22 protein-coding genes are annotated in these 21,398 nt (G+C 65.2%); 5 read left to right on the forward strand and 17 right to left on the reverse strand.

The annotated features are described in order from the left end of the window. The first annotated feature begins 5 nt into the window (after positions 1-5). The gene (locus ACTHJ1_RS18585; protein WP_440195734.1) at positions 6-1,763 is read left to right on the forward strand and encodes a chloride channel protein; all 1,758 of its coding nucleotides are present in this window, start codon (positions 6-8) and stop codon (positions 1,761-1,763) included. Positions 1,764-1,827: 64 nt separating this feature from the next. Here the strand turns inward: ACTHJ1_RS18585 and ACTHJ1_RS18590 are convergent, their stop codons facing one another. The 11 genes from ACTHJ1_RS18590 to ACTHJ1_RS18640 form a co-directional block, all read right to left on the reverse strand. Continuing rightward, a complete protein-coding gene (locus ACTHJ1_RS18590) occupies positions 1,828-2,022 on the reverse strand; it encodes a putative motility protein (protein WP_440195737.1) in 195 nt (64 codons plus the stop codon). 106 nt (positions 2,023-2,128) lie between these two features. Further along, entirely contained in the window at positions 2,129-3,064 is a 936-nt protein-coding gene (locus ACTHJ1_RS18595) for an amino acid ABC transporter substrate-binding protein (protein ID WP_440195740.1), read from the reverse strand. After that, positions 3,061-4,011, reverse strand: a complete 951-nt coding sequence (locus ACTHJ1_RS18600; protein ID WP_440195743.1) for an amino acid ABC transporter substrate-binding protein — start codon at positions 4,009-4,011, stop codon at positions 3,061-3,063. Before ACTHJ1_RS18600 ends, ACTHJ1_RS18595 begins: the two co-directional genes overlap by 4 nt. Before the next feature lie 19 nt (positions 4,012-4,030). After that, the gene (locus tag ACTHJ1_RS18605) at positions 4,031-5,521 is read right to left on the reverse strand and encodes a diguanylate cyclase domain-containing protein (protein ID WP_440195746.1); all 1,491 of its coding nucleotides are present in this window, start codon (positions 5,519-5,521) and stop codon (positions 4,031-4,033) included. A 48-nt stretch (positions 5,522-5,569) separates the two neighbouring features. Continuing rightward, positions 5,570-6,175: a Maf family protein gene (locus tag ACTHJ1_RS18610; RefSeq protein WP_440195749.1), complete on the reverse strand. Its 606-nt coding sequence runs from the start codon at positions 6,173-6,175 to the stop codon at positions 5,570-5,572. Next, on the reverse strand, positions 6,172-6,642 hold the full coding sequence (rlmH, locus tag ACTHJ1_RS18615) for a 23S rRNA (pseudouridine(1915)-N(3))-methyltransferase RlmH (RefSeq protein WP_440195752.1): 471 nt from the start codon (positions 6,640-6,642) through the stop codon (positions 6,172-6,174). The genes ACTHJ1_RS18610 and rlmH overlap by 4 nt, the downstream gene beginning before the upstream one ends. Positions 6,643-6,754: 112 nt before the next feature. Beyond that, the gene (rsfS, locus tag ACTHJ1_RS18620) at positions 6,755-7,159 is read right to left on the reverse strand and encodes a ribosome silencing factor (RefSeq protein ID WP_440195755.1); all 405 of its coding nucleotides are present in this window, start codon (positions 7,157-7,159) and stop codon (positions 6,755-6,757) included. A gap of 13 nt (positions 7,160-7,172) precedes the next feature. Further along, positions 7,173-7,763 carry a nicotinate (nicotinamide) nucleotide adenylyltransferase gene (gene nadD / locus ACTHJ1_RS18625; RefSeq protein ID WP_440195758.1) on the reverse strand — a complete coding sequence of 197 codons (591 nt, stop codon included), beginning with the start codon at positions 7,761-7,763 and terminating at the stop codon, positions 7,173-7,175. Between the two features lie 7 nt (positions 7,764-7,770). Continuing rightward, positions 7,771-8,694, reverse strand: a complete 924-nt coding sequence (gene hemF, locus ACTHJ1_RS18630; protein WP_440195761.1) for an oxygen-dependent coproporphyrinogen oxidase — start codon at positions 8,692-8,694, stop codon at positions 7,771-7,773. After that, positions 8,691-10,013, reverse strand: a complete 1,323-nt coding sequence (purD, locus tag ACTHJ1_RS18635; protein ID WP_440195764.1) for a phosphoribosylamine--glycine ligase — start codon at positions 10,011-10,013, stop codon at positions 8,691-8,693. The genes hemF and purD overlap by 4 nt, the downstream gene beginning before the upstream one ends. Further along, a complete protein-coding gene (locus ACTHJ1_RS18640; RefSeq protein ID WP_440195767.1) occupies positions 10,010-10,741 on the reverse strand; it encodes a YebC/PmpR family DNA-binding transcriptional regulator in 732 nt (243 codons plus the stop codon). Before ACTHJ1_RS18640 ends, purD begins: the two co-directional genes overlap by 4 nt. A gap of 147 nt (positions 10,742-10,888) precedes the next feature. On the opposite strand from ACTHJ1_RS18640, the gene ACTHJ1_RS18645 reads away from it, so the two are divergent. Further along, positions 10,889-11,821 carry a 2-hydroxyacid dehydrogenase gene (locus ACTHJ1_RS18645; protein ID WP_440195770.1) on the forward strand — a complete coding sequence of 311 codons (933 nt, stop codon included), beginning with the start codon at positions 10,889-10,891 and terminating at the stop codon, positions 11,819-11,821. 24 nt (positions 11,822-11,845) lie between these two features. Here the strand turns inward: ACTHJ1_RS18645 and ACTHJ1_RS18650 are convergent, their stop codons facing one another. The 5 genes from ACTHJ1_RS18650 to ACTHJ1_RS18670 form a co-directional block, all read right to left on the reverse strand. Continuing rightward, complete coding sequence (locus ACTHJ1_RS18650) at positions 11,846-13,465, reverse strand: DHA2 family efflux MFS transporter permease subunit (RefSeq protein WP_440195773.1); 1,620 nt, start codon at positions 13,463-13,465, stop codon at positions 11,846-11,848. Between the two features lie 13 nt (positions 13,466-13,478). Next, positions 13,479-14,666 carry an HlyD family secretion protein gene (locus tag ACTHJ1_RS18655; protein WP_440195776.1) on the reverse strand — a complete coding sequence of 396 codons (1,188 nt, stop codon included), beginning with the start codon at positions 14,664-14,666 and terminating at the stop codon, positions 13,479-13,481. 26 nt (positions 14,667-14,692) lie between these two features. Next, positions 14,693-16,144, reverse strand: a complete 1,452-nt coding sequence (locus tag ACTHJ1_RS18660) for an efflux transporter outer membrane subunit (RefSeq protein ID WP_440195779.1) — start codon at positions 16,142-16,144, stop codon at positions 14,693-14,695. A 122-nt stretch (positions 16,145-16,266) separates the two neighbouring features. Continuing rightward, entirely contained in the window at positions 16,267-16,779 is a 513-nt protein-coding gene (locus tag ACTHJ1_RS18665; RefSeq protein ID WP_440195782.1) for a MarR family winged helix-turn-helix transcriptional regulator, read from the reverse strand. 35 nt (positions 16,780-16,814) lie between these two features. Beyond that, positions 16,815-17,756 (reverse strand): DMT family transporter, encoded by a 942-nt coding sequence (locus ACTHJ1_RS18670; RefSeq protein WP_440195785.1) that lies wholly within the window; start codon positions 17,754-17,756, stop codon positions 16,815-16,817. Between the two features lie 97 nt (positions 17,757-17,853). Between ACTHJ1_RS18670 and ACTHJ1_RS18675 the strand changes: the two genes are divergently transcribed. The 3 genes from ACTHJ1_RS18675 to ACTHJ1_RS18685 are packed head-to-tail and all read left to right on the forward strand — an operon-like array spanning position 17,854 to position 20,612. Next, a complete protein-coding gene (locus ACTHJ1_RS18675) occupies positions 17,854-18,840 on the forward strand; it encodes a quinone oxidoreductase family protein (protein ID WP_440195788.1) in 987 nt (328 codons plus the stop codon). A gap of 13 nt (positions 18,841-18,853) precedes the next feature. After that, positions 18,854-19,921, forward strand: a complete 1,068-nt coding sequence (locus ACTHJ1_RS18680) for a glycosyltransferase family 2 protein (RefSeq protein ID WP_440195791.1) — start codon at positions 18,854-18,856, stop codon at positions 19,919-19,921. Between the two features lie 52 nt (positions 19,922-19,973). Next, positions 19,974-20,612: a LysE family translocator gene (locus tag ACTHJ1_RS18685; protein WP_440195794.1), complete on the forward strand. Its 639-nt coding sequence runs from the start codon at positions 19,974-19,976 to the stop codon at positions 20,610-20,612. Between the two features lies 1 nt (position 20,613). On the opposite strand, the gene ACTHJ1_RS18690 is transcribed toward ACTHJ1_RS18685, so the two are convergent. Beyond that, the gene (locus ACTHJ1_RS18690) at positions 20,614-21,390 is read right to left on the reverse strand and encodes a YfaP family protein (protein WP_440195797.1); all 777 of its coding nucleotides are present in this window, start codon (positions 21,388-21,390) and stop codon (positions 20,614-20,616) included. Positions 21,391-21,398: the final 8 nt, after the last annotated feature.

A 21,398-nucleotide genomic window follows, 5' to 3' on the forward strand; every position in this document is an offset into this window, starting at 1 on the left:
TATTCATGAGCACCCTAAAACATCGGCGCGACTTCGCTACCGACGCAACCCTGTTCCGGATCATCGGAATGGCCTGCGTCATCGCCATACTGGCCACGATAGCCGCCGCGCTGCTGCTGGACCTGATTTATTTCTTCACTAATGTTTTCTTCTTTCACACCTTTTCGCTGGTCAACCGTTCGCCGGCCGAAAACACGCTGGGCTGGAAGGTGATCGTCGTTCCGGCCATCGGCGGGCTGATCGTCGGCCTGATGGCGCGCTTCGGCTCGGACAAGATCCGCGGCCACGGCATCCCCGAGGCCATCGAAGCCATCCTCTTCTCCAAGAGCCGGGTGTCGTCCAAGGTGGCGGTGCTCAAGCCGCTGTCCTCGGGCATCGCGATCGGCAGCGGCGGGCCGTTCGGCGCGGAAGGCCCCATCATCATGACGGGCGGCGCCATCGGTTCGCTCCTGGCTCAGTTCGTCAAGCTGACGTCCGCCGAGCGCAAGACGCTGCTGGTGGCGGGCGCCGCGGCCGGCATGACGGCCGTCTTCGGCACGCCGGTGGCGGCCCTGCTGCTGGCCGTCGAGCTGCTGCTGTTCGAGTGGCGGCCGCGCAGCATGCTGCCCGTCGCGGTGGCTTGCGCGGTGGCCGCTTTTCTGCGCGGCACATTCATGGGCACCGGCCCGCTGTTCCCGGTGCAGACCGGGCCGGTAACCTTGCCCGCACTGATTTCGTGCATTCTGGCGGGTCTGTTGTGCGGCGTACTGGCGCGTTCGCTGTCGATGGCGCTGTACAAAGTCGAGGACCTGTTCGCGCACCTGCGCGTGCATTGGATGTGGTGGCCGGCCATCGGCGGCCTCGCGGTGGGGCTGGGCGGCTATTTCCAGCCTCGCGCGCTGGGCGTGGGCTATGACGTCATCGGCGATCTGCTGCACAACCATCTGGCCATCGGCGTGGTGCTGGCGATCCTGATCGTCAAAGCCGTGATCTGGGTCGTGGCGCTAGGCTCGGGCACATCGGGCGGGGTGCTGGCCCCGCTCCTGATGATGGGCGCGGGTCTGGGCGCGGTGCTCGGTCCCGTTCTGCCGGGCGGCGACGCGGCGCTGTGGCCGCTGGTCTGCATGGCGGCCACGCTGTCCGGCGTGCTGGGCGCGCCGCTCACGGCGATCACCTTCGCCTTCGGGCTCACCCACAGCGCCAACGCCTTCCTGCCGGTCATGCTGGCGTCGATCGTATCGTACGGTTTTGTCGTGCTGACGATGCCGCGCTCCATCCTGACCGAGAAGATCGCGCGCCGCGGCTTCCATATTTACCGCGAATACACGGTCGACCCGCTCGAACGCTATTCGGTGCAGGAGGTCATGACGCGCCAGGTACGCACCATCGAAGCGACGCAGTCACTGAGCCAGGTCCTGCAGGATTATTTCGGGCCGACGCAGAACCATCGCGCCTTTCCCGTGGTGCATGACGGCGCGCTGGTCGGCATGCTCGACCGGGAGGCGCTGCTGGCGGGCCAGTCCGGCGGGGTGGCGACGATTGCCGATCTGTTCGGCGCCAACGTCCCGCTCGTGGCATTGCCCGAAGAAACCTGCCGCATCGTCGCCACGCGTATGGCGGTGCACGGCGTGGAGCGTTTGCCGGTGGTGCAGGACGCGCAGGCGCGCCGGCTGGTGGGGCTGGTCGCGCGCAGCGACCTGGTCAAACCCTCGCTGGAATTGTTCGACGAAGAGTTCCATCGCGAGCGCCTGCGCAAGAGCATGTTCTCGACATCGTCCGAATAGGCGAGGGGAAATAAAAAAAGCGATGCCGGGGGCATCGCTTTTTTGCAATCAGCAGGCCGTGTGATCAGGCGTAGGTATTGATTTGCGTACCCAGGGTGCCCGAGGTCGCCAACTTGGGCGCCGATTGCATGAGAGCGCTGACTTCGCTGGATGCGATGTTCAGGCTCTTGCGCAACATGAGCGTATCCACGGAGGCATTGGTGTTGGCCGACTGCATGCTCAAGGCCAGATTGGCCATGGCGCCGGGTGAAATATCCATGCGGGCTCCTCTTCAGTGAGAATACTATGCAGCCATCATAGCTGCCCAATCGCGCAAGAATTGTTACCGCGCCGCGGCGCCGCCGATTCTTTGCGCTTTTTTGCAGTTATTGCGTCCCCGACTCGGCCCGGGAGAACATATTGCGCATGATCGGGCTCATGGGCAAGTGCAGGTCGACGCCCAGACCCGGCAGCGGAGCGTTGAACCATCGGTCGTAGATGGCCTGCATATCCGGGCCGGCATAGATTCGGCGCAGGGCCGCATCCACGGCATGGGCAAACTGCGGATCGTCTCGGCGCATCATGAATCCGTAATGCAGGGGCGGCGCCAGCGAGTCGCGTGAGATCGCGTATCGGTCGGGCTGCCCCGAGGCGTAGATCATCGTGCGCAGCAGCACGTCGTCCATGGGAAAGGCGCTTACCTTGCCTTGCGCGAGCATGTCGAAGGCCACCTGACTGCTGGCGACGACGAGGATGGACAGATTGAGCCGGCGCTGGCGATTGAGCCGGGCGATGTCGCTGACATTGTTCGTGCCCCTTACGACCGCCACGCTCTTGCCGTGCAGGTCCTCGATCGAGCGCAGCGAGTCCGATGCGAGCGACGCATAGCGCGAGGCGGTGATGAAATGGCTGGGAGCGAAAGCCACGCTGGCGAGGCGTTGCGGGGTGATCGTGCTGGTGCCGCACTCGATGTCGATCGCGCCGCTGGCGATGTCTTGAATGCGGTCGTGATAGGAAACCTGTTCATACTGGATATCGAGCTTGGGCAGGGAGAGCTGAATGCGCAAGGCGTCGGCCACCCTATTGCATAACTCGATCGAATAACCCACGACCTTGCCGTCCGGGTCGATATAGTCGAAGGGCGGCTCGTGCCCGTCGTAGCCGATGCGCAGCACTCCCGTCTGGCGTATGCGATCGAGCGTGGAGGCGACGGGCTGGGCCAGCGACGTACCGGTCGCCAGCAGCGCTGCCGCCAGGACCAGGCCCAGATGCCGGTATGTCGCGAACGTGAACAAACGCATGGTGTGTATGGCCCCGGTCAATTCCGGTATTCGCGCGGTTTGGTGATCCAGTCGCGCAGTGTGGGCGACATGGGAAGGTTGAGGCTGTAGCCATTCGGCGCGACGGGCTCCACGAACCACTTCTTGTAGATGCGGTCGATTTCGCCGCTGGCATACAGGGCGCTCAAAGCCCGATTGACTGCGTTCTTGAAGGCGAGGTCGCCGGCCGGCATGACGATGCCGTAAGGCTCGGGCTCGCTGAACGCGTCTTGCGAGATGACGTAATCGCCCGGGTCGCTGGAGCTGCCGACCAGGCCTGCCAGGATGCTGTGATCCATCACGAAGGCCGAGGCCTGTCCGGTCTGGACCAGGCGGAAGGCCTCGCCGTGCGTGCGGCGCAGCACCACGAGAATGTGCAGATCGCGCTTTTTATTGACGCTGTTGAGCTGATCCAGGTCGCTGGTGCCCGAGGTGGCCGCGACGGTGTGTCCGGCCAGATCGGCGATGGTGTTCAGCCCCGCACTCTTCTTGGCGACGAAGTTGGTCGTGGTGAAGAAATAGGGGTACGAGAACTCGGCCTGCTTGCGGCGCGCGGCGGTGTTGGTGGTCGTGGCGCACTCCATGTCGATGCTGCCGTTGTTGACCTGGATGAAGCGGGATGCGGTGTCTACCGGCTTGTAAACGATGTCGATGCGATTCAGATTGAGCTGCCTGGCTAAGTCTTTGACGACAATCTGGCAGATGTCGATGGCATAGCCTACGACCTGGCCGTTGTCGGTGAACGAAAACGGCGGCCCGCTGTGGCGGTAGCCGATGACAATGCGGTGCGTACCGGCGATTCTGGCCAGCGTGTCGGCGGCCTGCGCCGGCGCGAGCGGCGCGCCGAGCAGCATGCCGGCGCAGGCCAGGCCCAGCCAGCGCCGCCAGACGGACCGGCGCGGGGTCGGATTTACGGAAGTCCGGGAGGGCAGGCTATGCGCTGTGGTCATGGAAAGATTCGGCATGGTCTCAATGCGTGGGCGCGCCGAGCCACGTCTGTCCGGGTGTGCGGGATTCATGGAAAAGATAGCGGCCGCGCCCGGCGTTCTTGGCCGCGTAAAGCGCCGCATCGGCGTGCCTGAGCAGATCGTGGGCATTGTCGCCGTCCTCGGGCGCAAGCGCGATGCCTATGCTCGTGCCGATGTTCAATGCGAGGCCGTCGATAAGAAAAGGCCGCAGCAAGGCTTCGAGTATGCGTTCGGCCAGCCTGGCGGCCTCCAGCCGTGCGTCGCGCACTGCACGCTGAACCACGACGAATTCGTCGCCGCCCAGACGCACGGCCAGGTCGTCGGGACCGAGCAGCAGGTTCAGGCGGTCGCCCACCGCCACGAGCAGGGCGTCGCCCGTGGCATGGCCGTAGCTGTCGTTGACCGGCTTGAAATGATCCAGATCGAACAGCATGACGTTGAAGCGCACGCCCGACGGCAAGCCTTCGATCATGCGCGTCAGGACGCGATCGAGGTAGGCCCGATTGGGCAGGCCGGTCAGCGGGTCGTGATGCGCCATATGGTCCAGCCGTATGGCGGTTTCCCTGAGAGAGAGAAGCTGCTCGCGTTCGACGGCGGCTTTGCGCAGGGTTTCGATGGCGTTGGCAAGCTGGCCGATTTCGTCGCGCCTGTCCTGGTGGGGCGCGACGGTTTGGGTGTCGCCCTGCGCCATGCCGATGAGCGAACGAATCAGCGCAGGAACGGGGCCGAACAGGCGGCGCAGGACCCAGATGATGATCAGGGTGGCTGCCAGCAGCACGGCCACGAGCACCAGCAGGGCATTATGGATGAGGGTGTTGCGTGTGCGGTAGAGTTGCTCGCGAGTGCCGATGCTGGAGATGAGCGCGCCCGTCGGCTTGCCCATGCGCGTGACGATGGGGATGGCGTTGACGAAGTATTCATGGCCGTCGATGCGGACGAAGCCGGTGTAGGGTTGCGCCAGTTCTCGCAGCGTCAATGAGGCTTGCCGTGCGCCGGACGCCAGCCTATTTTGCGCGCCCGATCCGTCGTCGGCGCTGACCAGGGTGTAGCCCGGCGCCTTGCCAGGCTGATAGTGCAGCAGCCAGACGTTGTTCAAGGTTTGTGCGGATGCCAGCGCCAGGACGTCGATCGGGCTGAATCCGGTCTGCAGAATGGACGCTTCGTCGCCCAGCGGCGTGTCGGAAACGATGCGGGTGACGCGTCCATCGCGATCATTCTGCACCGTAACGAAGGTATAGACGCTGCGTATGGCGGCGGTGGAGATCTGGGTGTCGATGGTGGCCAGATCCACCCACTGGTCGCGCGAAATGCGCTCTACAACGATAAAGCCGATGCCGGCGCCGATGCCGTAGGCCAGCAGAACGGCGCCCAGCAGAAACAGAACCGTTTTGCCCAGAAGCGATTGGCGCCAGCTAGGCGCGGTGACGGACGGGGGCAGGCTGGACTGCGCCGGCGCCGTCGAGGCGTGCGAGGTGGGCCGGAATTGCTCCATAGCACTGAGCTTATTACAAATCGGCTACGCCGGCACCCGCGCCGTCTCTCAGGGCAGCGCGATGCCGCCCTGGGCAAGCAAGCCCGCCGTTTCGTACAAAGGCAGTCCCATCACGCCGCTGTAACTGCCGTTGATGCGTTCGATGAACACGCTGGCCAAACCCTGAATGCCGTAGGCGCCCGCCTTGCCATAGGGTTCGCCGCTGTCGCAGTAGCGCTCGCGCTCCGAGGCCGTCGTCGCGCGCATGGTGACCTGCGTGACGGACACCGCGTCGTACCGGTGTCCGTGCGCGGCCAGCGCGACGGCGGTGCGGACTTCGTGCGTGGTGCCCGAAAGGCATTGCAAAATGCGCAGCGCGTCCGCCCGATCGGTGGGCTTGCCCAACACGGCGCCGTCGAGAATCACGGTGGTGTCGGCCGCGAGCACGGGCAGGACGGTCATCCCGCGGCTCAGCATCCAGGCCCAGCCGCGCTCGGCTTTCTCGCGGGCGGTTCGCAGCACGTAGTCGGCGGGACTTTCTCCGAGCAGCTGCGGCTCGTCGTCGCCGGGCGGTGCCGGCGCGAGCAGGACTTCGTGCGCAAGGCCGATCTGCAGCAGCAGTTCGCGGCGGCGCGGGCTGGCCGAGGCCAGATAGAGGCGGGGGGCGTTGCTCATGCGCGATGGTATGGGTGATGGGTCATGATGGCCCACGCGCGATAGAGCTGTTCGGCCAGCAGTACGCGCACCATGGGGTGCGGCAGGGTGAGCGAGGACAGCCGCAGCATGCCGTCGCAGGAGGTTTTCAACGCAGCGTCCAGGCCGTCGGGGCCGCCCACGAGAAAGGCGACGTCGCGGCCATCGGAGCGCCATTGTTCCAGCTGTTTGGAGAGCGCCATGGTGGTGAGGTCGCGGCCGCGCTCGTCGAGCGCCAACCGCAGCGCGTTGGCGGGCAGGGCGGCTTCGATGCGCCTGGCTTCGGCGGCCATCATCTGGGCGGAGGTCTTGCCGGAGGTGCGAGGCTCGGGTTTGATTTCGCGCAGTTCGAGGGCGCAGTCGGCGGGCAGGCGCTTGGCGTAGTCGTCCCAAGCGGTCTGGACCCAATCGGGCATGCGGGTGCCTACCGCGAGGATGATGAGCTTCATCGGGTTGGGTTCCTCTGACTCCAGGTGCTTGTTGAGGTCTTAAAACGCCGTCGACAGGACTGCGGGAGTTCCGATGATCGCCCGGTGGGCTGCGGTTGGCCGCCTCGGCGTCTTAAAGACTCAGGTCGTCCCCGCGCTCTATCATCCCACCCATCGCAGGCCGCGACGACTCGGGCAGCAGCTTCACGTGCACCGGCTTGTCGCCCCAGATCTCTTCCAGGTTGTAGTACTGGCGGATGGCGGGCTGCATGACGTGGACGACGATGTCGCCCAGGTCGACGACGACCCATTCGCCGGTGTCCTCGCCTTCGATCGTGATGCCGGTGAGCTTGAGCGCGCGGCCGCGGTCGGCGACGCTGGCAGCCAGCGCGCGAGTCTGGCGGTTGGACGTGGCGCTGGCCAGAATGACGCGGTCGAACAGGCTGGTCAGGTGCGTGGTGTTGAAGACTTTGATGTCTTGCGCCTTGACGTCTTCAAGGGCGTCGATGACGGCGCGTTGTAGTTTTTGTATGTCCATGGTTCGGTCGGGTCTAGGTGTAGAGGTGATGCGCGGCGATGTAGGCCGCCACATCTGGGTCGAGCAGGCCCAGGGTCGTGGCGCCCACGGCCAGACGCGCGCGGATGTCGGAGGCGGAAATGTCCATGGGCTGGAAAGGGAGCTGTTCCAGTGCGCGGCCATGGGCGGCAAGCCAGGCGGCCAGATCGTCGGGCGCACGCAGCGGCGTGCCGGGCCGCACGGCCACCGCCAGGGCGACGCGTTCGGCGATTTCCTGCCATGCGCGCCAGGTGCAGAAATTGGTCAGTTGATCGGCGCCCAACAGCCAGATGTAATGCGGGCCGGCGGGCAGGGCGCGCAGGGTATCCACCGTATACGTGGCGCCGCCGCGTTCGATCTCGATGGCGTTGGTCGTGAGGCCCGGATGCTTGGCGGCGACGATTTGGAGCATGCGCAGACGATGCTCGGGAGCGGCCTTCAGATTGCCGCGTTGCCACGGAGCGGCGGCCGGGATGAGCTGGACTTCGTCGAGCGCGAGGGTCTGCAGGGCCGTCAGGGCCAGGCCTGTGTGAGCTTCGTGCACAGGGTCGAAGCTGCCGCCCAGGAGGCCGATGCGCTTAGCCATGCTCGATTTATATCCAGTCTCGCGGGACGAGGAAGTTTTGCAGCCGGGCTTCGGGCGTGTCCGGCTCGGGTTGGTAGTCGTAGCGCCAGTCGGCCGTGGGCGGCATGGAGAGCAGGATGGATTCAGTGCGTCCGCCCGACTGCAGGCCGAAGAGCGTGCCGCGGTCGTAGACCAGGTTGAATTCTACGTAGCGGCCGCGCCGGTAGGCCTGGAAGGCGCGCTCACGCTCGCCATAGGGCGTTTTACATCGGCGCTCGACAATGGGCAGATAGGCGTTCAGAAAGCAGTCGCCCACCGCGCGGGTCAGGGCGAACGAGGCGTCGAAGCCCGGTTCGCAGAGGTCGTCGTAGAACACTCCGCCTATGCCGCGCGCTTCGCCGCGGTGCTTGAGGAAGAAGTAGTCGTCGCACCAGCGCTTGTAGCGCGGATAGTAATCGGCGCCGAACGGGGCGAGCGCATCGCGGCAGACGCCGTGGAAGTGGCGGGCGTCGTCTTCGAATGCGTAATAGGGCGTGAGATCGAGCCCGCCGCCGAACCAGAAGACGTCGCTCTCGTCGTGGCCGGGCCGAGCCAGCGCGCGGAACAGGCGCACGTTCATATGTGTGGTGGGCACATAGGGGTTGCGCGGGTGCAGAACCATGGACACGCCCATGGCTTCCCAGGATCGGCCGGACAGCTCGGGCCGGTGCGCGCTGGCCGAAGCCGGCAAATGCGCGCCGCTGACGTGCGAGAACAGCACCGCGCCGCGTTCGAGCAGCTGGCCGCCTTCGATCAGACGCGACATGCCGCCGCCCCCTTCGGGGCGCTGCCAGTCGTCGGCGCGGAAGGGGTCGCCGCCGGCCTGCTCCAGCGCGGTGACGATGCGGGCCTGTAGATTCAGCAGGTAGTCGCGCACGGGAGCGGCATCCAGCGAGCCGGGCAGGGTGCTCATTTGCGCTGTTGCGAAGGCTTGAGCGCGCGCCAGCCGATGTCGCTGCGGTATTGGGCGCCGTCGAACTGGATGGCCGACACGGCCTTGTAGGCGCGGTCCTGCGCCATGCGCACCGAGTCGCCCAGGGCTGTCACGCAGAGTACGCGTCCGCCGGACGTTTTTAGCGTGCCGTTCTCCAGCGTGGTGCCGGCATGAAAGACCATGCAGTCTTCGGCCGCGGCGGGCAGGCCGCTGATGACGTCGCCCGAGCGCGGCGTGCCCGGATAATTGTGCGCGGCCATGACCACGCCCAGCGCGGTGCGGCGATCCCACACGATATCGGCCTGGTCGAGCGTGCCTTCCACGGCGTGCTCGATGGCGTCGAACAAATCGCTCTTGACGCGCATCATGATGGGCTGGGTTTCGGGATCGCCCATGCGGCAGTTGAATTCCAGCGTCTTGAGCGGGCGCGTGGCGTCTTCGCCCGGGCCTATCATCAAACCCGCATACAGGAAACCGGTGTAGACAATGCCGTCTGCCGCCATGCCGTTGATGGTGGGCAGGATGACTTCCTTCAGAATGCGGTTGTGCAGCGCCGGCGTGACGATGGGTGCCGGCGAGTAGGCACCCATGCCGCCGGTATTGGGGCCCACATCGTTGTCCTGCAGACGCTTGTGGTCCTGGCTGGTGGCCATGGTCAGCACATTGCGGCCGTCGCTCATGACGATGAAGCTGGCTTCTTCGCCTGTGAGGAATTCTTCGATGACCACGCGAGACTGGTTGGAGACCCCGCCCGCGCCGAGCGCACCGTCGCCCGGCGAATTGCCGCCCAACATGGCGTCGACCGCATCATGGGCCTCTTCCGGCGTCATGGCTACGACCACGCCCTTGCCGGCCGCCAGGCCGTCTGCCTTGACGACGATGGGGGCGCCTTCCTGGTCGATGTAGGCGTGGGCGTGCACCGGGTCGGTGAAGGTCTGGTAGCGCGCCGTGGGAATCTTGTGGCGCATCATGAAGGCCTTGGCGTAGTCCTTCGAGCTCTCCAGCTGGGCCGCCGCCTTGGTGGGGCCGAAGATCTTCAGGCCGCGCTCGCGAAAGAGATCGACCACGCCGGCCGCCAGGGGCGCCTCGGGGCCGACCACGGTGATGCCGATGTCTTCGCGCCGGGCGAATTCGGCCAGTTCTTCGGGCGTGGCGTAGGGGACGGTCTTGAGCTGCGTGTCGAGCGCGGTGCCGCCGTTGCCGGGGGCCACATAGACGCACTGCACGCGCGAAGACTGGGACAGGCGCCAAGCCAGGGCGTGTTCACGGCCGCCCGAGCCGATAACCAATACTTTCATTGCGCCTCGTCGAATACGACGTTGGTGTAGACCTCTTGCACGTCGTCCAGGTCTTCCAGGGCGTCGAGCAGCTTTTGCATTTTGACGGCGTCGTCTCCGGTGAGCTCGGTCTCGTTGAGCGCCTTCATGACGATGCCGTCGACTTCGGCCTTCAGACCCGCCGCGGCCAGGGCCTGGCGCACGGTGGGATAGTCGGCCGGCGCGCAGATGACCTCGATGCCGCCTTCGTCGTCGGAGACGACGTCTTCGGCGCCGGCCTCGAGCGCGGCTTCCATGATCTTTTCCTCAGAGCTGCCGGGCGCGAAGAGGAATTGGCCGCAGTGCTTGAACATGAACTCGACCGAGCCGGGTGTGCCCAGGTTGCCGCCGTTCTTGGTGAAAGCATGACGCACTTCGGCCGCAGTGCGCGTGCGGTTGTCGGTGGTGCAGTCGACGATGACGGCCGCGCCGCCCACGCCGTAGCCTTCGTAACGGGCTTCTTCGTAGTTGTCGCCGTCGGCGCCGCCCGCCCCGCGGGCGATGGCGCGCTGGACGTTGTCCTTGGGCATATTGGCGTCGGTCGCCTTGTCCCAGGCCATGCGCAGGCGGGGGTTGCTGTCGGGATCGGGGCCGCCGGCGCGGGCGGCCACGGTGATTTCACGGATGATCTTGGTCCAGAGCTTGCCCCGCTTGGCGTCCTGGCGGCCCTTGCGGTGCTGGATATTGGCCCATTTACTGTGTCCGGCCATGGTTTTCTCTTAGATGATTCTGATTCGGCAAAACGGCTATTTTAGCCTGCCGGGACGCCGCTTAGGCAGTTGCACTGGACTTGTTCCTGCACGGGTATATCATCGGAGCACCAGCCGCCGATTTTCCGGGGTCAGAGGAGTGTCAGCTTGAAGATCATCTGCGCGTCCACTTCAGCGAGCGAGCAATCTACCTGGTGCGATATGCTGGCTGCGGCGCTGCCGCAGGCGCAGGTCTTTCCGTGGCTTGACGACGGTCCCGCGTGCGGCGCCGATATTGCGGTGGTGTGGCATCCGCCCGCCGCCCTGTTCGAGCGCGAGCGCGATCTGCGCGTGGCGTTCAACCTGGGCGCGGGGGTGGACTCGCTGCTGAAGCTGCCGAACCTGCCCGACGACGTGGTCATCGTGCGTCTGGAAGACGCGGGCATGGCCGCGCAAATGGCCGAATACGTGGCACATTACGTGGTGCGCGCAAGCCGGCATTTCGACGAATATGAAGCCTTGCAAAAGGCCGGGCGATGGCAGCCTCTGGCCGAGATCGACCGTCGTCAATGGCCGATAGGCATAATGGGCTTGGGCGTGCTGGGCACCAGCGTGGCCCAGGCGATGGCTGGCTTGAGCTACCCGGTGGCCGGCTGGTCGCGCAGCGGCCGCAGGCTGGAGGGCGTGCAGACCTTCGCCGGGCTCGAATCGCTGCCGGACTTCCTGGCTCGTACGCGAGTGTTGGTCAATCTGCTGCCGCTGACGCCGGACACCGAGGGCATCTTGTGCCGCGCGACCTTGTCGCAGCTGTTGCCCGAATCGCATCTGATCAACCTGGGCCGCGGCGCCCACCTGGTCGAAGAAGATCTGCCGGGCCTGATCGACGGCGGCCATATGGCCGGCGCCATGTTGGACGTGTTCCGCGTCGAACCCTTGCCGGCGGGTCATCCGTTCTGGACGCACCCGCGCATCAAGATCACCCCTCACGTGGCCGCCATCACCCTCAGGCGCGAGACGGTCGAGCAGATCGGCGCCAAGATTCTCGCCTTCATGCGCGGCGAGACGATCTCGGGAGTCGTGGCGCGCGAACGCGGCTATTGACCGCTTCGGCGCGCCGGGTTTCGATCAGTGCGCGCCGGCCGCCGCTTCGGCCGCGCCGCCGCTGCCCTGGCTTTGCTTGCGGTTCTTGGAAAACCAGACCATTCCCGTAAGCAGCAGGAAGATCACTGCCGAGCCGAAGAACAGGTCGACCGCCGACATGGTGAAGGCCTGTACGTTGATGAGGTTGTTGAGCAGCCCCAGCGACTGCCCCTGGCTGAATCCGTCATGCTGCAGCACACCCATGGCGTGATCGAAGGCCTGCTGTCCCGGCTTGGCGATCTCGGTAAGTTGGGCATGATGCATCGTGGCCCGGTTGTCCCAGAGCGTGGTGATGATCGAGGTGCCGAAGCCCCCGGCCAGCAGCCGCGCGAAGTTCGACAGGCCCGCGGCGGCAGGGATGCGCCACGGCTCGATCTGCGACAACGTGATCGACGTCAGCGGCACGAAGAAGCCGGCCATGGCCGCGCCCTGGATGATGGTGGGAATCACCAGCGTGGCCACATTGGTTTCGGTATTGAAACCCGCCCGCATCCACGAAACCGTGGCGAATATTATAAACGACACTGTGACGATGGCGCGCGGATCGAAGCGGGTCAGCAATTTGCCGACCACGGGCGTGAGAATGATGGCCAGGATGCCCACGGGCGCGGTCACCACGCCGGCGTAGGTGGCGGTATAGCCCATATAGGTCTGCAGCCACAGCGGCAGCAGGACGACCGTTCCGAAAAACACGCCGTAGGCGACGGCCAGGGTAGCCGCGCCGACCGTGAAGTTGCGGATCTTGAACAATCGCAGATCCACGACCGGATGATTGTCGGTGAGTTCCCAGATGATGAAGAACACGAAGGCGATGACGACAAGCACGGCCAGGACGACGATGGTCGTGCTCCCGAACCAGCCCAGTTCCTTGCCTTTGTCCAGCATGATCTGCAACGACCCCACCCAGACCACCAGCAAGGCCAGGCCTATCTTGTCGATGGGCAGCTTGTGCGTGACGGATTCCCGGTCCTTGTAGATGCTCCAGCTGATCCAGGCGGCGATCAGGCCCACCGGCACGTTGATGTAGAAGATCCAGGGCCAGGTGTAGTTGTCGGAGATCCATCCCCCCAGGAGCGGCCCGGCCACGGGCGCGACCAGCGTGGTCATGGCCCAGATGGCCAGCGCCATGCCGGATTTTTCCTTGGGGAAGCTGCCCAGCATCAGCGTTTGCGACAGCGGGATCATGGGGCCGGCCACGGCGCCCTGGAGCACGCGGAAAGCCACCAGCGCCCCGAATGTGGGCGAGAAGCCGCACAGCCACGACGCCAGCACGAAGAGCAGCGTGGAGAGCAGGAACAGCCGTACCTGACCGAAACGCTGGGTGAGCCAGCCGGTCAGCGGCACGGTGATGGCATTGGCCACCGCAAAAGACGTGATGACCCAGGTGCCCTGGCTGGTGCTCACGCCCAGGTTGCCCGAAATCGTCGGGATCGACACATTGGCGATCGACGTGTCGAGCACGTTCATGAACACCGCGGTCGAGAGCGCGACCGCCCCCAGGATGCGCTTGCCGCCTTCCAGCGGCGGATAAACCTTGGGTGCCGGCGGCGTCCCGGCCGGCTTTGCGGCTGGCGCGGCCGGGGTGCGGTCTTGAGTGTCGCTCATGGCTGTGCGGACCTTATTGCAGGTTGGCCTTGATGATGCTGGCGATCAGCGCGTCGGCCTTGGCGTGCGATTCGTCGAAGACGGGCGTGCTCAGCGCGATTTGGCTCTTGGCCGCCTTGGCCGCGTCGCCGCTGGCGGCGGTGTCGACCTCGACATCCATCGACAGACCCACGCGCAGCGGATGCTGCTTCAGCTCTTGCGGGTCGATGGCCACGCGCACGGGGACGCGCTGCACGACCTTGATCCAGTTGCCGGTGGCGTTCTGCGCAGGCAACAGGGCAAAGGCGCTGCCCGTGCCGGCGTCCACGCCGATTACGATGCCGTGGTAGGTCACCGAACCGCCGTACAGATCGGACTTGAGCGTGGCGGGCTGGCCGATTTTCATCTTGCGCAGCTGGCCTTCCTTGAAGTTGGCCTCGACCCAGACCTGGTTCAACGGCACCACGTTCATCAGCACCGAGCCGGGGGCCACGCGCTGGCCGACCTGCACGCTGCGTCGCGCGACCAAGCCATCGACAGGCGCGGGCAGCACGGTACGCGACTTGTCCAGCCAGGCGGCACGCACGGCGGCGGCGGCGGCGCGCACATCGGGATGTTGCTCGATGGTGGTGCCGTGGGTCAGGGCCAGATTGGTTTCCAGCTGGGCCTGCGCGGCCGCCAATGCGGCCTTGGCCTGCGCCAGATTCGAGGCCGCCGTCTTGACGGCCACGTCGGCGTGCAGCAGTTCTTCGCCGCTCACGCCGCCCGAACCGGACAGGGCTTGACGGCGCTTGAAATCGCTCTGGGCGCGAGCCAGATCTGCCTGAGCGCGGACGATCTCGGCTTTGCGCATTTCGATCTGCGCGTTCAGGGCGTCGTTCTGCACGTAGCGCGTGCGCACCTGGCGCACGGTCTGCGCGAGCTGGGCTTCGGCCTTGGCGAGCGCCACATCGGCATCGGACGGGTCGATGCGGACCAGGGGCTGGCCCGCTTTGACCTCGCGGGTGTCGTCGGTGTCGATGGCGACCACGGTGCCGGCGATCTGCGGCGTGATCTGCACCAGATTGCCGTGGACGTAAGCGTCGTCGGTGTCTTCGAAATGCGAACCGTACAGGAACCACCACCCGGCGTAGACGATGCCGAGCAGGACGAACACGACGGCCGCCGAGACCAGCAGGCGGGTGCGTTTGGGATTGGGCAGGGGAGTTGGCGTAGCACTCATGATGGCGTCTTGTAGTGGAGTGGTATTCAGTCGGAAGTCTTGCCGGTCTGGTCGCTGGCCTGGCTGTCGGCCTGGGCCGGCTTGGCCTGGCTCGGATCCAGATAGCCGCCTCCCAGCGCGTAGGCCAGGTCGGCGTCGAGCTGATAGGCGCGGATGCGCAGGTCGGTGTCGCGGCGGTCTTCGGCCAGCACGCTATTCTGCGCGGTGAGCACGGAGAGATAATTGCCCAGACCCGATTTGTAGCGCTGCACCGCGAGCTGGTAGGCGTCGTCGATGGCAGAGCGAGCCTGGTGCTCTTCCTGCTTTTCCTGCTGGATCAGGCGCAGGGCGTCGATGGCGTCGGCCGTCTGGCGCACGGCGTCGAGCACCGTGTTGTTGTAGTCGGCCACGGCCGAATCGGCCTCGGCGCGGCGGCCGGCAAGTTGCGCGTTCAATTCGCCGCCATGAAAGATGGGCAGCGTGATGGCCGGGCCGAAGCCGTAGGTCTTGCCCTCGCTGAACATCGTGCTCAGCGGCCCCAGAGCCTGATAACCGGCGAAGGCCACCAGGTTCACGTCGGGATAGAAGGCGGCCTTGGCGACTTTGATCTGGCTGCGAGCGGCCTCGGCGCGCCAGCGCGCGGCGACCACGTCGGGGCGGCGCCCCAGCAGGGCCAGCGGCACCGACTTGGGCAGCACGCCGGCCGGCGCGGTGAGTTTCGCCTGCGTGATGGTCTTGCCGCGTTGCGGGCCGTCGCCCACCAGCGCGGCGATCTGATTGCGCAGCTGGGCGATGGTGGTGTCTTCCTGGGTCAGGTCTACCTTGACCGAGGCGAACGCGGATTCGGACTGCTTTACCTCGACTTGCGTATCCAGGCCGGCTTTCTGGCGGCTCAGCGTCAGTTTATAGAGCTCTTCGCGCTGCTTGGCGATCTGCTCGAGCACATCGCGCTGGGCCAGCGCATTCTGCAGGTTCAGATAGCTTTGGACCACGGCGTGGGCCAGCAAGTTGCGTGCGGCCTGGGCGTCGGCTGCCGCGGCGTCGCGCTGAGAGACGGCGGCCTTGAGCAGGTTGCGGTTCTTGCCCCAGAAGTCGAGCTCGTAGCTGAAATTCAGCGTCAGGCGGTTGTCGCTGAAATCATTGCCGCCGTACGGGGGCGGATAGATATAGCCATTGGGGAAGTGCGTGCGATCGAGCGTGTAGTTGGCATCCAGACGCGGCATGAGCGGCGCGCGGGCGCGGCCGACCGAGGCGTTGGCCTGAGCCAGGCGGGCCTGGGCGGCGGTCATCGTGGGGCTGCCGGTCAGGGCTTCGCCGACCAGTTGATCCAGCTGCGGATCGCCGTAGCGGCGCCACCACTGCGAGTCGGGCCAGGCCGTCGATTGATCGGCCAGGCCCAGTTTGGTGCCGTCGAGCTGGGCCGCCGGCGGAGCGGAAGGCTCCATCAGGGCGCAGCCGCTCAGGGTCAGGGCGAGGGCGGTAAGGAGTAGGCGTTTCATGCTAGCTCTGCTTCAAAGGCGATTTATATGGCTATTTATATTTGACTAGACAGTTATTTTTGCGACAAATTTTCACAGCAACCGGCGCTGAGGTTCATGCGGGAAGGCTGATCAGACCGGGCTTATTCGGACTGCCCCGTGCCGATGGGCAGGTCGAAGGAGCCGTTGGCCAGCATGCGATGCAACATATGGCGCAGCTGCGCCACTTCGTCGGCGGAGAACCCGCGCAAGTGCTGGTTGAGCACTCTGTCCACGCAGGGCGGAATCTGCCGGCCCATTTCCTTGCCGGTGTCGGTCAATTCGATCTTGATGATGCGGCGGTCTTCATGGCTGCGGGTGCGGCGCACCAGGCCTTTGGCTTCAAGACGGTCCAGCGTGCGGGTCATGGCGCTGGTGTCGACGCCGGCCAGGCGGGCCAGTTCGGCGGGCGTGTCGGCCACACCCCTGTATACGGTGATCATGGGCCGCCACTGCATGGCGGTCAGGTCGAGCGCGGCCATTTCCTGGTCGAGCGCGCGGTTCATCGACAGGTTCACCAGTTTGACCAGGAACCCGACGTTATCTTGAACGATACAGCTTTTGCCGCCGCGGTAATACGGGCGGGTATCGTCGTTGGAGGGACTTGAGGCATTCATGATGAATGCCAATTTAATTGACTATGCAAATACTGTCAAGGCACTATTTGCTTTGTCTTGCTTTTTTTTGGGCCGGGGGGCAACCCGACCTGGGAGCGCCGCAGTCCCGACCAGACGATGGCGGCGATGACGATGGCGCCGCCGATCAGCATGCGCGGCGTGGGTTCCTGGCCGAACAGGGCCCAGGCAAAAGCGATGCCGTAGACCGGTTCGAGCGCGATGACGGTGCCGGCTGTGCTGGCCTTGATTCCCGCCAGGCTGGAAATGAAGAGAAAGTGCGCCAGGCCGGTGCAGAACACGCCCAGCATGGCCAGCCAGAACCAGTCCCACGCCGAGGTGCCCATCAGTTGGCCGGCGGCGGCCGGCAGCATGACCAGGGTGACCACCACGTTCTGCCAGCAGGCGACCTGGATGGGATCCATACTCACGGTGCCGCGGCGGTTGCTCAGCGCCAGCAAGGCGAAACACAGACCCGAGAGCACGCCCCAGCCCAGGCCGATGGTGCCCTGGTCGGCAAGATTGAAGGCGGGTGTCACCAGGATCAGGCCCAGCGTCACCAGCGCCACCGTCAGCCACTCCGCCTTGCGGGTGTGCTCGCGCAGCAGCACGGCTTCGAGCAGGATGGTAAAGGCCGGGAAGCTGGCGAAACCCAGCGTGGCCACGGCGATACCCCCCGTTTTGACGCCCTGGAAGAACGTGACCCAATGGGCGGCAAGCAGGCACCCCGTGACGATCAGCACGAAAATCTGCGCGGGCGTGAGCACGCCGAGGATGGGGCGGCGCTGCAGCCGGCCGACGCAGATCAGGGTCAGGACCGCGCACAGCGCGCGCCCCAGCGTGATGGCCGGCGCGCCGGCCGTGATCAGGTGGCCGATTACCCCGACGATGCCGAAGAACAGGGCGACGATGTGCACATAGAAAAGCGCGCGGCCATGTGAGATGGGCGGGAGGGCAGTAGGGGAATTGGGGCGGGACATGCCGAAAAAGGGAAAATGTGCCGGTGCGCCGCGGTCGGCGCGCCAAAGCTAAAATCATCGCACGAATCGCAGCGCCGACATGGCGAAGGAGACCCGCATGGCCCGCACAGTCAAGGCAATCCAGATCGAACAGCACGGCGGCCCCGAAGTGCTCAAGCTCGTCGACGTCGAGCTGGCGCCGCCGGCGGCCAACGAGGTCACCGTCCGGCAGCATGCCGTGGGCCTGAACTTCATCGATATCTACTACCGCACCGGCCTGTATCCGCATCCGCTGCCGCACGGTCTGGGCAACGAGGGCGCCGGCGTGGTCGAGGCGGTGGGTTCCGGCGTCAAGCATCTCAAGGTGGGCGACCGCGTGGCCTATGCGCAGAGCCCGCTGGGCGCCTATGCCGAGGTGCGCAACGTGCCGGCCGCCGTGCTGGTCAAGCTGCCCAAGAATATCGCCTTCGACGAAGCGGCCGCCATGATGCTCAAGGGCCTGACGGTGCAATACCTGTTTCGCCAGACCTACCGCCTGCAGGGCGGAGAGACCATCCTGTTTCACGCGGCTGCCGGCGGCGTGGGCCTGATCGCCTGTCAATGGGCCAAGGCTCTGGGCGTCAAGCTTATCGGCACGGTGTCCAGCCCTGAAAAGGCCGAGCTGGCCTTGAAGCATGGCGCCTGGAAGATCATCGACTACTCGCGCGAGAACATTGTCGAACGCGTAATGGATCTGACGGGTGGCAAGAAAGTGCCGGTGGTTTACGACAGCGTGGGCAAGGACACCTGGGAAGCCTCGCTGGACTGCATCGAGCCGCGTGGCCTGATGGTGAGCTTCGGCAATGCCTCGGGCCCCGTCACCGGCGTCAACCTGGGCATTCTCAGTCAAAAGGGCAGCCTGTACGTGACGCGCCCCACGCTGGGTACGCACATCAACACGCCTGAAAAGCTCAAGGCCGCCTCTGACGAACTGTTCGATCTGGTCTCGAAGAAGAAGATCAAGATCGCGATTTCACAGCGCTACCCCTTGGCGCGCGCCGGCGAGGCGCAGACCGCTCTGGCGGCGCGCAAGACGACGGGCGCCACGGTGCTCACGCTGGATTGAAGCGAGGCAGGCGATGACGGCTCCCGTGGACCTGGCGCTGCTGGTCATCGCCAGGAACGAGGCGCGAGGCATCGCCCGCTGCCTCCAGAGCGCGCGTCCCTACGTCCGCCGCATGGTGGTGCTCGACACCGGTTCCGTCGACGACACCGTGCAGATCGCGCGGTCGTGCGGCGCCCAAGTGCACCAGGACGCGTGGCGCGACGATTTCGCCTGGGCTCGCAACCGCGCGCTCGAATTGGCCGACGCTCAATGGAGCCTCTTTCTCGACGCCGACGAGTGGCTGGAAAGCGGAGGCGAGTCGTTGGCGCAGGCGGTACAGGCTTGCGAACCCAAGCTTGGCGCAGTTCTTGTCAGAAGTGACTTTACGCAGGGCGGCCGCGTGCAGCAGGCCGGCTCCTGGCTTACCCGTCTCATCCCGCGCGGAGTGCGCTATCAAGGGCGCGTGCATGAGCAGGTCGTGTCCGATCTGGCAAGACAGCGTCTGCCCCTGGTCGTGGGGCACTCGGGCTATCAGCCCGAAGCCATGCAGGCCAAGCGCGGGCGCAACCGTTCCCTGCTGCTGCAGGAGCTTCAGGCGCAGCCCGGCAATCCCTACCTCCTTTATCAGTTGGGCAAGGACTGCGAGGTATTCGAGGAACTGGCGCAGGCCTGCGACTATTACCTCGAGGCCGGCGCGGCCTGTCCCGCGGATGCCCACTACGCGCACGATCTGCACGTGCGACTGCTCTACAGTCTGGGTAAATCGGGTCGTCTGGACGATGCGGTGGTCCTGGCTGGAGACATGATGGAGCGCTGGCGCCATTCGCCCGACTTTTTCTTCACGGTGGGCAATCTGTTTCTGGACCGGGCCATCGCGCATCCGCAGACGGCTTGCGCGGAATCCCTGCCCATGGTTGAGCAGGCTTGGCTGCGCTGCCTGGCCATTGGCGAGTGCCCCGATCTGGAAGGCAGCGTCGTCGGGCGCGGCAGTTTTCTTGCCGCGCATAATCTGGCAGTGCTGTATGAGGGCATGGGTAGAAAAGGCGAGGCCGGCCGCTATGCACAACTGGCCGCGCAGATGCGTGGCGAGGCGACGCGATGACGCGGCAGGGCGAAATCAAATCCGGACAGTCTGTGCAAACAGGAAAAAACCGATGAGCACCCTGATCGCAGTCTTGAGCATTACCGGCGCCCTGTGCCTGGGCGCCATGAGCCCGGGTCCCAGTTTCGTGCTGGGCGCCCGCACCTCCGTCGGGGTCTCGCGACACGACGGCATGGCAACGGCTCTGGGCATGGGCGTGGGCGGCGTGGTGTTCAGCGGGTTGGCTCTGGCGGGGCTCTACACTGTTTTGGCCATGGTTTCCTGGCTCTATGCTGCCTTGAAGATCGGCGGCGGTCTCTACCTGCTCTATCTGGCCTCGAAGATATGGCGTGGCGCACGCAGGCCGCTGGCTTTCGATTCGGTCGGCCCGGCGCAAAAGGCCGGTACGAAGCCGGCCTTCTGGGTCGGTCTGGCCACGCAGCTCAGCAACCCCAAAACGGCCATCGTCTACGGCAGCGTCTTCGTGTCGCTGTTGCCGCCGCATCCGGCAACCTGGTGCTATGTAGCCTTGCCTGTCGTCGTGTTCGCGGTAGAAGCCGGGTGGTATACCGTGGTGGCCCTATGCTTCTCCAGCCAGCGCCCTCGCGGCGTCTACCTTCGGGCCAAGGCCTGGATCGACCGCCTTTCGGCCGGCGTCATCGCTGCGCTGGGCGTGCGCCTGATGCTGACGGCCGGCAAGACGGGTCTTTGATTCAATTCCCCATCACGAAGCGCTTGACCAGCACGGTTTCTCCCGGCCTGCGCATAGGCACGGTGAATGTCTCGATTTTTTCATTCGGCGTGCCTTCGTTGGTGATGATGTTGATTTGCGCGACGGTCAGGAATTTATCGGTGTTGCCGTTGTCGGCGAAATAATTCACGTAGATCAGATAGGTTCCTGCTTCGGGCGTCGGGTTCGAGTAGATCTCGGGGCCGAATCCCGTGGTCACGTCGACGTCCAGCGCGCCGCCGTTGGCCGACACGCGATCGCCGTAGAAAGTGTGCTTACCGTCGGGCGAGATGATGTGCAGGTCCAGGTCGGTGTTGTCGGTGTCCCAGCCCAGCACTACACGCAGGCGCGGTTTGGTCTTGCCCGCATAGGCGTCGTAGAACTGGACGCGCTTGTGCGTGCCGTCCGGCGTGATCAGCTCGACGCCGTTGCTGCCTGAATCGAAGGCATAGGGGCGCGAGAAACGGCCGTCTTCTTCAATGCGCTGCGGCATGGCGATGCCGTTGACGACCAACGTGCCGACCGAGACGGCCGGCTTTTTTTTCGGGTTGGCCTTGATGCTGCCGGCAATCATGGCCAGGCGCGACTGGTCCTGCGGCGTGTTGACCACCGATGCGGGGTAGTGCACTGCCTGCGTGTAGCGTGCCGAGTCGCCCGCGCTGTTGCGCCAGCCGTTCAGCGGCGCGTCGAACGTGACGGTTTCGGCGCGGGCCGCGGCACATGCCGCCGCCAGGCACAGGATCATGGCAAAGGTTTTCATGGCGAAGG

Origin of the sequence: Bordetella sp. (genome assembly GCF_051960075.1) — a bacterium.
Lineage (GTDB): Bacteria > Pseudomonadota > Gammaproteobacteria > Burkholderiales > Burkholderiaceae_B > Bordetella.

Coding starts and splice junctions, on each gene's coding strand:
- ACTHJ1_RS18585 (WP_440195734.1), top strand. CDS start 6: ATGAGCACCCTAAAACATCGGCGCGACTTCGCTACCGACGCAACCCTG.
- ACTHJ1_RS18590 (WP_440195737.1), bottom strand. CDS start 2,022: ATGGATATTTCACCCGGCGCCATGGCCAATCTGGCCTTGAGCATGCAG.
- ACTHJ1_RS18600 (WP_440195743.1), bottom strand. CDS start 4,011: ATGACCACAGCGCATAGCCTGCCCTCCCGGACTTCCGTAAATCCGACC.
- ACTHJ1_RS18605 (WP_440195746.1), bottom strand. CDS start 5,521: ATGGAGCAATTCCGGCCCACCTCGCACGCCTCGACGGCGCCGGCGCAG.
- ACTHJ1_RS18610 (WP_440195749.1), bottom strand. CDS start 6,175: ATGAGCAACGCCCCCCGCCTCTATCTGGCCTCGGCCAGCCCGCGCCGC.
- rlmH (WP_440195752.1), bottom strand. CDS start 6,642: ATGAAGCTCATCATCCTCGCGGTAGGCACCCGCATGCCCGATTGGGTC.
- rsfS (WP_440195755.1), bottom strand. CDS start 7,159: ATGGACATACAAAAACTACAACGCGCCGTCATCGACGCCCTTGAAGAC.
- nadD (WP_440195758.1), bottom strand. CDS start 7,763: ATGGCTAAGCGCATCGGCCTCCTGGGCGGCAGCTTCGACCCTGTGCAC.
- hemF (WP_440195761.1), bottom strand. CDS start 8,694: ATGAGCACCCTGCCCGGCTCGCTGGATGCCGCTCCCGTGCGCGACTAC.
- purD (WP_440195764.1), bottom strand. CDS start 10,013: ATGAAAGTATTGGTTATCGGCTCGGGCGGCCGTGAACACGCCCTGGCT.
- ACTHJ1_RS18640 (WP_440195767.1), bottom strand. CDS start 10,741: ATGGCCGGACACAGTAAATGGGCCAATATCCAGCACCGCAAGGGCCGC.
- ACTHJ1_RS18650 (WP_440195773.1), bottom strand. CDS start 13,465: ATGAGCGACACTCAAGACCGCACCCCGGCCGCGCCAGCCGCAAAGCCG.
- ACTHJ1_RS18655 (WP_440195776.1), bottom strand. CDS start 14,666: ATGAGTGCTACGCCAACTCCCCTGCCCAATCCCAAACGCACCCGCCTG.
- ACTHJ1_RS18660 (WP_440195779.1), bottom strand. CDS start 16,144: ATGAAACGCCTACTCCTTACCGCCCTCGCCCTGACCCTGAGCGGCTGC.
- ACTHJ1_RS18665 (WP_440195782.1), bottom strand. CDS start 16,779: ATGAATGCCTCAAGTCCCTCCAACGACGATACCCGCCCGTATTACCGC.
- ACTHJ1_RS18670 (WP_440195785.1), bottom strand. CDS start 17,756: ATGTCCCGCCCCAATTCCCCTACTGCCCTCCCGCCCATCTCACATGGC.
- ACTHJ1_RS18675 (WP_440195788.1), top strand. CDS start 17,854: ATGGCCCGCACAGTCAAGGCAATCCAGATCGAACAGCACGGCGGCCCC.
- ACTHJ1_RS18680 (WP_440195791.1), top strand. CDS start 18,854: ATGACGGCTCCCGTGGACCTGGCGCTGCTGGTCATCGCCAGGAACGAG.
- ACTHJ1_RS18685 (WP_440195794.1), top strand. CDS start 19,974: ATGAGCACCCTGATCGCAGTCTTGAGCATTACCGGCGCCCTGTGCCTG.
- ACTHJ1_RS18690 (WP_440195797.1), bottom strand. CDS start 21,390: ATGAAAACCTTTGCCATGATCCTGTGCCTGGCGGCGGCATGTGCCGCG.